We start from the raw sequence: 12,446 nt of genomic DNA, 5'->3' as shown, positions 1-12,446 counted from the left end.
ATAAATAACGAGTCCAAAATAGCCTTGCAAGTGGACTTGTTATTTATTTGATAGTGCCTTACATATTGAAACTTTTTAGTTCCTAATCTAATAAGTTTTCTTATCTAAAAAAATTCTATACTTTTATGTATAATAAAAAAATATTACTGAAAAATAATATTTCCAGTAATATTTAAATAATAAATTTGCTATTAACACAAGATTATCTAGAGTCCCGAGTATTTGGCTTTTACTATGACGACCACATCAAAGCAATAGCTGATTTAAATAGCAATTAGCTTATTTCTTTAGCTATTGTCTTCTTTTTATTATCAATAATATTTTTCTACACTACTGTTTCAAATTCCATACTGTTTATAGACTTTTTTAAATTATCAGCTGCACCTGTCACTTCATCCCCCATAGAATTCAACTCCTTAGCCTTATCAGAAATTTCCTCTGTAGTTAGTACTATTTCTTGAGACATTGATTCTATTTCTTTAATTCCTGTTAATATAGTTTCCTTTTCATTATTTACATTGTTGAACGCCTCTACTATTTCTCGTACTTTCGGTATTATGACATTAATTACTTCTGAAATTTCATTAAATACATTTATAGTTTTATTAACCGCATGGTTTTGTTCAATTATATCATTATCTATTACTGATGTTCCTTTATTTATTATGTAAATATTTTTTGATATGTTGCTTACTATACTATGTATTTTATTTGAAGAAGCTTGGCTCATCTCTGCAAGCTTTCTTATTTCACTTGCAACTACACTAAATCCCTGACCAGCTTCTCCTGCTCTAGCAGCTTCAATTGCAGCATTCAAAGCTAAAAGATTAGTTTGCTCAGAAATGTTCTTTATTAATTCGGTCATCTCATTTATGCTTTTTATATCCTCTGTCATCACATGCAAAGCTTCGGCAAAACTACTAAAATTATTATTAAGATTTCCAATTATTAAAGATACCTCTTTTAAATCTTCATTTGTGTTTCTGGATTTTCCACCAATTTTATTTGCTAATTTATCTATATTTATAGCATTGTTATTTACTTCTTTTATATACTCTCCAAATTGAAATAATCGTCCCACAATATTAGATACATTTATGCTTTGATTTTTACTAGCATCAGTAACTATATCTGTAGATTTAGATATAGCATTAGTTAAATCCAAAATGTCCTCTGAAATATATGTTAGTCCAATAGCTTGAGCGTCTATATCTTCCGAATTTTTCTTAATCTCCTCTGACATTTTACTAAATCTAATTATCATAGTATTTAGCAGTCTGCCTATTTCTCCAGTACCTGCTCTATCTTTTAAATATTTTTCATCTATCTCTATAAAATTTCCACTTTTCATTCCCATAATAGTTTTATTTAACATTTTTAACTCTCTTGTCTTCTTCAATCCTGAAATCGCAACAAAAATACTAAATATTAACAAAAAAGCAACATCTATATCTATCACTAAATCCCCATAATAATACATATAATTAATTAAAATAAAAATACAAATTAATAAAATTATCAAGATTAGTATCTTACTTATTAAGTTTCTTTTTGCAGTATTATTCAATCTAATATTTAGTTCATCAATCATTAATTTCACCCCCAGATGTTTTAGTAAAAATATCATTTGTGCATATATAAAGAAAAAATAAGCAACTGCTGTATATGATTTCTTACTACAATCTGATAGCTTCATTATTCTAGAATCACAACTTTTAATTTTAGAATGTGCCATCTGGATTTCTTAGAAATCTGAATACAACTTATTGCTTATTTTAATTAGTTATATATAATCTTAATCCTATTTTTTCTCAATCTTTATTCCATGGCATGCACTTGCTGAAGAGCATCCTGAGCAACCACAGCCACATCCACTTTCTCCATTTTTAGCTTTTTTAATTTGTTTTCCCATTACATATGCCACAAAACCAAATATAACACCGGCTAATATAATTGTTGCTATCATATATACTCCTCCTTTAAATGTAGCTTGTTTATCTATATTCTATTACATCATCATTAAATAATATTAAGTCAATACATCTTTCTATTTTATATAACTCAATTCATTGCTGGTTAATTTTTCTTTTGAATCTCTTTTCCCTGTCCAAACTAGAATTAAAACTACTACTACAGCTATAGCTATTGAACTAATAGCTCCAATCAAGCTTCCAGTTCCGAGTAGAAAGCTTCCAACCTGATTAACAATAAGTGCAACCAGATAAGCAGTTCCTGTTTGGAAAGCTAGAGTTATAAATGTCCATTTCCAGTTTCCCATTTCACGTCTTATTGCACCAATTGCTGCAAAGCAAGGAGCGCAAAGTAAATTAAATGCCATAAATGCAAATCCACCTGCTGCTGTAAACATTATACTAATATTATTAATTAACGCTGGATCTGCTTCCGATGCACCTGATATTCCAAATAAAACTCCGAAAGTTCCAACTAAATTTTCTTTAGCTATAAGTCCAGTAACAGTTGTAACTGTAGCCTGCCAATTACCAAAACCAAGAGGCGCAAAAATAGGAGCTATCAAATTTCCGATGCTTGCTAAAATACTTTTATCTGCATCTACCATTTCTAAAGACCAATTAAAGGATTGTAAAAACCATATTACTATACAAGAAGCAAGAATGATTGTTCCTGCTTTTTTTGCATATGCTGTTGCTCTATCCCACATATGCATAAAAACACTTTTTGCACTTGGTATATGATATTGAGGAAGCTCCATAACAAATGGTGAAGCATCTCCTGAAAATAATCTAGTTTTCTTCAATATAATACCACCAATGATAACCATTATCATACCTAAGAAATACGCTGATGCTGCAACCCACTGTGCATCATTGAAAAATGCTGATGCAATTAATGCTATAACAGGTAGTTTCGCGTTACAAGGAATAAAAGTTGTTAACATTATTGTCATTTTTCTATCTCTATCATTTTCCATTGTACGAGTTGCCATTATACCAGGAACTCCACAACCTGAACTAATTAACATTGGAATGAAAGCTTTTCCTGAAAGGCCAAACTTACGGAAAATTCTATCCATTATAAATGCTACACGCGCCATATATCCACAATCTTCAAGGACTGATAAAAACAAGAATAAAAGTATTATTTGTGGAATAAAACTAAGTACTGTTCCAACACCATTAATTATTCCATCTATCACTAGACCTTGCATCCAGTCAGCAACATTTGCACTTACCATCCAGTTTGTCACATTATCTTGAATTATACCTCCAAATAATGTATCAGTTATCCAATCTGTTCCACTTCTTCCCACCATAACTGATATATAATATACCGCAAACATAATAACAACAAAAATTGGAAGCCCTAAAAATCTATTAGTAACAACTCTATCTATTTTATCCGATGTGTTTTCTTTTCCCTTACTGTTCTTTTTAACAGTATCAGAAACTACTTTTCCTATGAATCCATATCTATCCCCTGTTACTATACTTTCACTATCATCATCTAACTCAGTTTCATATTTTTGTATTATTGATTCTACTTCTTCTAAAATGCTTTTTGAAATATTTAACCTTTCAATTACATTTTCATCACGTTCAAAAAGTTTAATTGCAAGCCAGTGCTTTTCTATGTTTTCAATTTTAATCTTATTTATAATAATTCTTTCAATTTCTTCAAAGGCTTTTCTAGATTCATTAGAATAATCTAACACAAATGCTGGTTTCTTTTTTGCTTTTGCAACTTCTATTGCTTTTTCAGCTGCTGCCTTAATCCCATCTTTCTTCAATGCTGAGGTTTCAATAATTGGACACCCAAGAAATTTTGATAACTTATTAATATCTATCTTATCTCCATTCTTTTCTACTATGTCCATCATATTAAGAGCTACAACTGTTGGAATTCCGAGTTCTAATATTTGCGTTGTTAAATATAAATTTCTCTCAATATTAGATGCATCAACTATATTAATTACCGCATCTGGTTTATCATTTATCATAAAATTACGTGTTACCACTTCTTCAAGTGTATACGGAGATAATGAATAAACTCCTGGTAAATCAACAATTTCAACATCTTTATATCCCTTTAATTTACCACTCTTTTTTTCTACTGTTACTCCAGGCCAATTACCAACATATTGGGATGAACCTGTAAGTTCATTAAACATAGTAGTCTTTCCGCAGTTTGGATTACCTGCCAAACCTATTTTTATTGACATTTTTATTCCCCCACTTCTTCAGTTTACGATTTATGGTGAAATTCTTTCAGAATTTCCTTAATTTTTCTATATTACTTTAGAATATTTTACTTCATTCTTTTTCTGACTTTATATTTGGTAAATCACTCTACTATTATCATTTCAGCATCTGCTTTTCTAAGTGATAATTCATATCCTCTGATTGTTACTTCTATCGGATCTCCAAGTGGAGCTACCTTACGTACATATACTTCGCAACCCCTTGTAACTCCCATATCCATAATACGTCTACGGACTGCTCCTAAGCCATCAACCTTTTTAACTTTAACAGTTTGTCCACATTTTATTTCCTTTAATGTGCTCATTTAACTAATCCTCCTAAACTATTATTCTGCTCGCCATGCCTTTATCTAATGCAACTCTGCTCTCTTTAACATTTATTATAAGGTTTCCTCCAAGTTCAGATATGATTTTAATTGTTTCTCCAACAACAAAACCCAGGCTATTTAGGAATCTTTTTGTCTCATCATTTCCAGTAATTCTTTTAATATTCATTTCATCACCTTTAGTGGCTAATATTAATGGCATATGATTTTCCTCCTCAAATTTTAGTTTGTTTTATCATCTCTTATAATTCCATAAAAATTATTTATTAAATAAAATTAAGATAATATATATTACCTAAATCCTTGTATTTATAAGACGAATAAAAACCTCATTCAATTGATAATGATTTTTATTCCTTTTCTATAGTTATAATACCATGTTTTTAAGTAATTGAAAATGATTTTCATTAATTTTTATAAAAAATGTATTTTTATTATATGGCAACGTTTTATTTTAAAGCATTAATTTTATTTGCCTTATTTATTTTAAAATTGTTAACAAGCAATATAATTTAACTTGATAACAAAAAAATAGAATACACATTAATCTTTTCAACTTAATGTATATTCTATCAATTATAAAATCTATTTTTTATTTATTTGATTGTGCCTAAAGCATTTCTTCTAATGTATTTCTAACAGCTTTAATGAAGTCAAAGGTATTTAACTTTTGAATACTTTCATGTTCTGCAAGTGCAGCTAAATCACCAGTCATCTTTCCATCTTCAATAGTCTTAATTGAAGCCTTTTCCAACTTATCTGCAAAATTGATTAGCGCACGGTTTTCATCCAACTCTCCTCGCTTTCTCAAAGCACCTGTCCATGCAAATATCGTTGCTACAGAATTTGTTGAAGTCTTCTCACCTTTTAAATGATTATAATATTGATCTTGTACTGTTCCATGAGCTGCTTCATATTCATAATTTCCTTCTGGTGAAACTAATACTGAAGACATCATGGCAATTGATCCAAAGGCAGCCGCAAGCATATCGCTCATTACATCTCCATCATAATTCTTGCACGCCCAAACTATTCCTCCGCTACATTTCATTATATTAGCTACAGCTGCATCTATTAATGTATACTTATAGTTAATTCCTGCTTCTTCAAATTTTACTTTATACTCATTATCAAATAATTCTTCGAATATATCCTTAAAAGTATGATCATATGTCTTTGAAATTGTATCTTTACTTGCAAACCATAAATCCTGTTTAACATCTAATGCAAAATTAAAGCAGCTTCTTGCAAAGCTTTCTATTGATTCATTTAAATTATGCATTCCCATAACAACGCCTTCATCAGAAAAGTTATGTATTAATGCTCTCTTTTCTTCACTATTTTCAGAAGTAACTACAAGCTCACATTTAGCTTTACCTTCGACCTTTATTTCTACTGCCTTATATATATCCCCATAAGCATGTCTTGCTATTGTAATTGGTTTATTCCATGATCTAACGTACGGCTTTACACAATCAACTATTATTGGTACTCTAAATACAGTTCCATCTAGTATTGCTCTAATAGTACCATTAGGACTTTTCCACATTTCTTTTAAATTATATTCTTTAACTCTTGCTGCATTAGGTGTAATAGTTGCACATTTTACGCCTACCTTATATTTCTTAATTGCTTCTGCTGCATCTACAGTAACTTGATCATTAGTTTCATTTCTATACTCTAGCCCAAGATCATAGTATTCTGTATTTAATTCGATAAACGGATTTAATAATTCCTCTTTTATTGCACCCCAAACTATTCTTGTCATTTCATCTCCATCCATTTCAACGATTGGATTTGACATTTTAATCTTATCCATACTTATTGCCTCCTATATTGCTTATATTTATAAAAATAATTATACAGTATTGCCTGTTTTTTATCAATTAAGGTACATGAAATAAAATTCCATTACAATCAAAGATGGAGCACTTCATTTCTGAAGTACCCCATCTTTTCATTCTCTATTACTATATGTCAATTAAACGTTGAATAACATATCGCTATAAGTTGGTATTGGCCAGAATTCTTTATCTACTAGAGTTTCTAGCTTATCAGCATCTGCTCTTAAAGTATTCATTTGCTCAAATACTTCGTATCTGTACAGCATTCCTAAATCGAAGATATCACCTTCGAAATTATCAGCCTTTTCAACTAATTTTTCAAGAAGAGCTACATTTTTATTTAATGAAGCTGTTAACGTTGAAACTTCAGTTAATAATTCTGTTTGAACTGATATATCAGCACTAACTCCAGTAGCCTTAATTGTATTTATTGATGTTGCAAGACTTGTAGCAAACTTAATTACAGCAGGAATAATTTGACGTTTTGCCATTTCAAGTGTTGTTAATGCTTCTATATTTATAATCTTATTGTAGTTTTCAAGAGTAATTTCATAACGAGATGTTGCTTCTACTTTAGTTAATACTCCATGTTTTTCAAGTACTGCTTGATTCTTTTCAGAAATCATAGCTTTAGCTGATTCTACTGTAGACTTTATGTTTGGAAGTCCTCTTCTTTCAGCTTCAGCAACCCATTCATCTGAATATCCATTACCATTAAAGATTACTTTCTTATGGTTCTTAACAATATCAGTTAAGATTGTTTGGATTTCTGCATCTAAATCAGTAGCATTTTCTAATTTTTCTGCAATTTCAGATAAAGTTTCAGCAACTATTGTATTTAAAACGAAGTTACATCCAGCAATTGATGCTGATGATGGAACCATTCTAAATTCAAACTTATTTCCAGTGAACGCAAATGGAGAAGTTCTGTTTCTATCAGTTGCATCCTTAGGAAGTGGAGGTAATGTATTTACTCCAATAGTTAACTCACTTGCAGATTTAGAACTTGTAGCAGGACCTTTTTCAATTTGTTCTAATACATCTTCTAATTGATCTCCTAAGAATATAGAGATTATAGCTGGTGGAGCTTCGTTAGCACCTAATCTGTGATCATTTCCAGCATTAGCAGCTGATACTCTTAATAAATCTGGATATTCATCAACAGCTTTTATTACCGCACAAAGGAATAAAAGGAATTGTTTATTATCATGTGGAGATTTACCTGGTTCAAGAAGATTCATTCCATCATCAGTTCCCATTGACCAGTTGTTATGCTTTCCTGATCCGTTTACTCCAGCAAATGGCTTTTCATGAAGTAAGCAATATAAGCCATGTTTTTCTGCAACTCTCTTCATTACTTCCATTGTTAATTGATTATGGTCAGTTGATATATTAGTTGTACTAAATATAGGAGCTAATTCATGTTGAGCAGGTGCAACTTCATTATGCTTAGTTTTAGCTAATATTCCAAGCTTCCAAAGCTCCTCATCTACTTCTTTCATGAAATCAGAAACTCTTTCTTTTATTGTTCCAAAATAATGATCTTCAAGTTCTTGTCCTTTTGAAGGCTTTGCTCCAAATAATGTTCTTCCTGTTAATATAAGGTCTTTACGAGCATCATACATTTTCTTATCAATTAAGAAATATTCTTGCTCTGGACCTACTGTTGTAATAACTTTTTGAGTAGTAGTATTACCTAGTACTCTCAAAACACGTAGGGCTTGTTTATCTAAAGCTTCCATTGAACGTAATAATGGAGTTTTCTTATCTAAAGCTTCTCCGTTATAAGAACAGAATGCAGTAGGTATACATAATGAACCATCCTTGATAAATGCTGGTGAAGTACAATCCCATGCAGTATATCCTCTAGCTTCAAAAGTAGCTCGGAGTCCTCCAGAAGGGAATGATGATGCATCAGGTTCACCTTTAATTAATTCCTTACCTGAGAATTCTAATATAACTTTTCCGTCAGCAGTTGGACTTATGAAAGAATCATGTTTTTCAGCAGTGATTCCAGTCATTGGTTGGAACCAGTGAGTAAAATGAGTCGCCCCTTTTTCAACAGCCCAATCTCTCATTGCAGCAGCAACAACATCTGCAACTTCTGGATCAAGAGAAGTTCCTTTTTCAATTGTCTTTTTTAAAGCTTTATAAGTAGCCTTTGGAAGACGTTCTTTCATTACAGCATCGCTGAATACATTTGAAGCAAAAATTTCATTAATTTTGTTCATTAATAAGATCCCCTTTCAGATATACAATTTATTGTTTAAATTGCTTTTTGCACATTTTTAAATTAATAATTTTATAAAAATTTTAGAATATAAATATTATATTGTCAACAAGAAATATAGAATAAAACAGCAGTTATTTCCCTTTTATATGAAAATTTGGAATAAAATGCATATAAAAAAATAAAAAGCCAAAGATATATTATTACAACAATATTCTCTAGCTCCATTGCTAAAATTTTATTCAATTAATACTAAACCAAGTTTTTTCGCCAATACATAAAAGCTACCATAGCCTTAAATATATCACATCTTAATTATACTATATTGTTAAGTGTTGTTCAATACTGAAATTTTATTTCGACTAATATTTTATTATTATAAACATAAATTGCACATTTTCCACAATTATTCATTATTTACCTTTATTGTATATTTTTAACCAGAAAATATTAATTAATAAAATATCACTTTTTCTTAGGCACATGAAAAGAAATAACAATTCCAAAACTGCCATGAATAGTTTTTCATCAGACAAGGAAGTAGATTGCCCTCATAGCGGGCCTATTAGGTCAATCTACTGACGCAGAATGATGGAAAATAGGCTGGCAGATGGATTTGTTATTTTTTTGATTGTGCCTTATTTTCTACATCTTCAAATTCAACGTCTATAACTTCTCCATTAGTGTAGTCATCAGTTGATTGTTCATAACTCTGGTAATTATCGTTATTATTTTTATTATTCTTTACTTTATTATTTTTACTCTTTTTCTTTACAAATCCAACAATTTTCATAACTATATATCCTATAATTCCAACTAATAAAAGCCATGGAAGCATTTTTAAAATCATTGATAACACAAAAAATACTATGAAAACGCTGACTCCAATATATATATATCTTTTTATATTTCCATTCATTATACTTAAACCTCTGCATTACTTAATTTTTATCACATATGTAGTGATTTTCTCTCATCAAAGTAGAATACTATGCGTAAAAAACATTATATGAAAAACTAATTTATTTAAAATATTCACTATAAATAAACTTTCTTAATCGGTTACAATTATACCTTAAGAATATATAATTTACAATGTATAAAATAAAATCTCTTTTAATAGTAGGGGTAACAAGTACGGCAAACGATATATAATTTATAATGTGTAAAATAAAATTATTACTTATCTATGAGATGAAAATTTATATGTTATAATTATGCTAATTACAAGCACCATTGTAACGACTAATCCGCCTTCCGGCCCAAAACTTCCTCCATTAATTATATTAGAACTTATCACTCTTATATTGTATAAAGAATCTGTCTCAGCACCACTTACTGAAAATCCGAAAATAGGACCTTGAAAATAGTTCCACGCTATATGATAGCCTATACACATCCATAAGTTTTTAGTCTTAATATATATTCCTGCCATAAAAACTCCAAATAAGAACAAATTAATATACGCTAATAAACTTATACCTTGGTTCATTGAATGTAACAACGAAAAAATTACAGATGAAACTATAATCGGAACAAACCATGATTTTCGGCCTTCCTTTAAAATATTCATACAATATCCTCTAGAAAAAAGTTCTTCACTTATTCCAACAAAAATAAAAATAATTAGTTGTATAATTAATGGGTATAAAATACTTGTCTTACTCAAGCCACCTTGTAATTTTACTGACTTAGTACATATAAGTATAAGAGCAACTATTATAAATGACATTGCACCTATAATTACTCCAAAGCATAAATCACTCAAACTGCCTTTTGTCTTAGTAATGCCGATATCTTTGATACTCTTCCTTTCAAATATTCTCCAAAATAGAATAACATAAAATATCATACAAATACATTGGATTAATATTAAGCACACAGATGGAAAGCTGCTAATAGTTGAAAGCTGTTTATTTAAATAATTTGCATACAGAGCATTATTGACTGCAAATTCTGGATTTACAGCTAATATAACTGCTTTATAGATCATAAAAAAAATATCAGACAGTATATTTAGCGTTATATAGAAAGCTAAAAAAAGACCTCCTATTTTTAATAAAGATTTTATCAAGTTATTTTTGCACTTTAGACCCCTCATTATTTTCCTCAACTCTTTCTTTTAAAATATTATGTTTTACATAAGACACAATCAAATAAATAACAAGTCCATTTGCCAGCCTATTTTCATGTGCATAATCAATTTTTATATACTTATAATATATTATGATAACTTTCAATAATATAGAAATATTTAGAATACTTTATTAAATAAAAATCGCAAAAAATCCCCCTAGAAATTTTTCTAGGGGGATTAATCTTATTATTTTATTTTCTTAAGAATTCATTAACAGCTATTCCTGCTTGTATTCCTTCACTTATTGCTGTTACAACTAATGATTGTCCACGTCTTGCATCACCTGTTGCAAACACTTTAGGAATATTAGTTTCAAAGTCTTCATTTGATGCTTTTATATTGGTTCTTGCATCTGATTCAACTCCAAATGCTTCCTTAATATAACTTTGTGAACCTGTGAAGCCCATTGCAAGTAATACGAGTTCTGCTTGGTAAGTCTTCTCTGATCCTTTAACTGGCACTGGTCCAAATCTTCCATTTTCGTCTTTTTTCCATTCTACCTTTACAGTATCAACACTTTCAAGATTTCCATCTTTATCAGCATGGATAGCCGTAACTGTTGTTAAATATTCTCTAGGATCTCTGCCATACAAATCTATAAATTCTTCTTGTCCATAATCGACCTTAAGAATCTTAGGCCATTCTGGCCATGGATTATTTGCAGCTCTTTCCTTAGAAGGTTCACCCATTATTTCAAATTGAACTAATGACTTACATCCATGTCTAAGCGAAGTTCCAACACAGTCTGTACCTGTATCTCCACCACCAATTACAATTACATTCTTACCTTCTGCAGATACATAATTATTATCTGCATGCTTTGAATCTAAAAGGCTCTTAGTATTAGCTTTTAAGAAATCTACAGCAAAATGAATTCCTTTAACATCATTTCTTCCTTCTGCTACAAGATCTCTAGGCTGTGATGCTCCTGTAGCAAGAACTACAGCATCATATTCATCTAAGATTTCCTTAGCATTATAGTTTTCACCCACATTTGCATTAGTTACAAATCTAACGCCCTCTTCTGCCATAAGGTTTATTCTTCTTAAAATAACTTCTTTATCAAGCTTCATGTTAGGAATTCCATACATTAATAATCCACCTGGTCTGTCACTTCTTTCAAATACAGTAACCTTGTGACCACACTTATTTAATGTATTTGCTGCTGCAAGCCCTGCTGGACCTGAACCTATTACAGCAACCTTCTTACCTGTTCTTTTTAAAGGCGCATTTGCTTTAACTATTCCATTATCAAAAGCTGTATCAATTATAGCTCTTTCATTTTCTTTTATAGTAACTGAAGGACCATTTAATCCTGCTGTACATCCAGCTTCACATGGTGCTGGACATACTCTTCCTGTAAATTCAGGGAATGGATTAGTCTTATTTAATCTTTCGTAAGCTAAATCCCATTTTCCTTTATATACTAGGTCATTCCATTCAGGAATTAGGTTGTGAAGTGGACATCCTGATACCATGCCTGAAAATAATACTCCTGATTGACAAAATGGAACGCCACAATCCATACATCTAGCACCTTGGATACATTGTTTATCTAAAGGAAGTCTTGTATGAAATTCGTTATAATCTTGTAATCTTTCCTTTGGTTCTCTGTTTTTGCCTTCTTCTCTATCATACTCTAAAAATCCAGTTGGTTTACCCATTCGTCTAT

General features: G+C 30.4%; 10 protein-coding genes. All 10 read right to left on the bottom strand.

Features of this window, described 5'->3' with window-relative positions:
• Positions 1 to 325: 325 nt before the first annotated feature.
• The gene (locus CLOBL_RS20855; RefSeq protein WP_179117808.1) at positions 326 to 1,591 is read right to left on the bottom strand and encodes a methyl-accepting chemotaxis protein; all 1,266 of its coding nucleotides are present in this window, start codon (positions 1,589 to 1,591) and stop codon (positions 326 to 328) included.
• Positions 1,592 to 1,801: 210 nt separating this feature from the next.
• A complete protein-coding gene (locus CLOBL_RS20850; RefSeq protein WP_009172040.1) occupies positions 1,802 to 1,966 on the bottom strand; it encodes a FeoB-associated Cys-rich membrane protein in 165 nt (54 codons plus the stop codon).
• Between the two features lie 81 nt (positions 1,967 to 2,047).
• Positions 2,048 to 4,198 (bottom strand): ferrous iron transport protein B, encoded by a 2,151-nt coding sequence (feoB, locus tag CLOBL_RS20845; RefSeq protein ID WP_077860785.1) that lies wholly within the window; start codon positions 4,196 to 4,198, stop codon positions 2,048 to 2,050.
• 122 nt (positions 4,199 to 4,320) lie between these two features.
• Positions 4,321 to 4,542 carry a ferrous iron transport protein A gene (locus CLOBL_RS20840; protein WP_009172042.1) on the bottom strand — a complete coding sequence of 74 codons (222 nt, stop codon included), beginning with the start codon at positions 4,540 to 4,542 and terminating at the stop codon, positions 4,321 to 4,323.
• A 13-nt stretch (positions 4,543 to 4,555) separates the two neighbouring features.
• The gene (locus CLOBL_RS20835) at positions 4,556 to 4,765 is read right to left on the bottom strand and encodes a FeoA family protein (RefSeq protein ID WP_077860784.1); all 210 of its coding nucleotides are present in this window, start codon (positions 4,763 to 4,765) and stop codon (positions 4,556 to 4,558) included.
• Between the two features lie 408 nt (positions 4,766 to 5,173).
• A complete protein-coding gene (locus CLOBL_RS20830) occupies positions 5,174 to 6,382 on the bottom strand; it encodes an NADP-dependent isocitrate dehydrogenase (protein ID WP_077860783.1) in 1,209 nt (402 codons plus the stop codon).
• Between the two features lie 162 nt (positions 6,383 to 6,544).
• Positions 6,545 to 8,638: a glutamine synthetase III gene (locus tag CLOBL_RS20825; RefSeq protein ID WP_077860782.1), complete on the bottom strand. Its 2,094-nt coding sequence runs from the start codon at positions 8,636 to 8,638 to the stop codon at positions 6,545 to 6,547.
• Positions 8,639 to 9,256: 618 nt separating this feature from the next.
• Entirely contained in the window at positions 9,257 to 9,556 is a 300-nt protein-coding gene (locus CLOBL_RS20820) for a hypothetical protein (protein ID WP_077860781.1), read from the bottom strand.
• 264 nt (positions 9,557 to 9,820) lie between these two features.
• Positions 9,821 to 10,738, bottom strand: a complete 918-nt coding sequence (locus CLOBL_RS20815) for a CPBP family intramembrane glutamic endopeptidase (protein ID WP_077860780.1) — start codon at positions 10,736 to 10,738, stop codon at positions 9,821 to 9,823.
• 227 nt (positions 10,739 to 10,965) lie between these two features.
• On the bottom strand, positions 10,966 to 12,438 hold the full coding sequence (locus CLOBL_RS20810; RefSeq protein ID WP_077860779.1) for a glutamate synthase subunit beta: 1,473 nt from the start codon (positions 12,436 to 12,438) through the stop codon (positions 10,966 to 10,968).
• Positions 12,439 to 12,446: the final 8 nt, after the last annotated feature.

The organism is Clostridium sp. BL-8, from assembly GCF_002006495.1.
GTDB lineage: Bacteria > Bacillota > Clostridia > Clostridiales > Clostridiaceae > Clostridium.
Note: the sequence above shows the minus strand (reverse complement) of the source record. Positions and strands in the feature narration are given on the sequence as shown.

Excerpts from the sequence above, each read along its gene's own strand:
- CLOBL_RS20855 (WP_179117808.1), bottom strand. The coding sequence starts at position 1,591 with ATGATTGATGAACTAAATATTAGATTGAATAATACTGCAAAAAGAAAC.
- CLOBL_RS20850 (WP_009172040.1), bottom strand. The coding sequence starts at position 1,966 with ATGATAGCAACAATTATATTAGCCGGTGTTATATTTGGTTTTGTGGCA.
- feoB (WP_077860785.1), bottom strand. The coding sequence starts at position 4,198 with ATGTCAATAAAAATAGGTTTGGCAGGTAATCCAAACTGCGGAAAGACT.
- CLOBL_RS20840 (WP_009172042.1), bottom strand. The coding sequence starts at position 4,542 with ATGAGCACATTAAAGGAAATAAAATGTGGACAAACTGTTAAAGTTAAA.
- CLOBL_RS20835 (WP_077860784.1), bottom strand. The coding sequence starts at position 4,765 with ATGCCATTAATATTAGCCACTAAAGGTGATGAAATGAATATTAAAAGA.
- CLOBL_RS20830 (WP_077860783.1), bottom strand. The coding sequence starts at position 6,382 with ATGGATAAGATTAAAATGTCAAATCCAATCGTTGAAATGGATGGAGAT.
- CLOBL_RS20825 (WP_077860782.1), bottom strand. The coding sequence starts at position 8,638 with ATGAACAAAATTAATGAAATTTTTGCTTCAAATGTATTCAGCGATGCT.
- CLOBL_RS20820 (WP_077860781.1), bottom strand. The coding sequence starts at position 9,556 with ATGAATGGAAATATAAAAAGATATATATATATTGGAGTCAGCGTTTTC.
- CLOBL_RS20815 (WP_077860780.1), bottom strand. The coding sequence starts at position 10,738 with ATGAGGGGTCTAAAGTGCAAAAATAACTTGATAAAATCTTTATTAAAA.
- CLOBL_RS20810 (WP_077860779.1), bottom strand. The coding sequence starts at position 12,438 with ATGGGTAAACCAACTGGATTTTTAGAGTATGATAGAGAAGAAGGCAAA.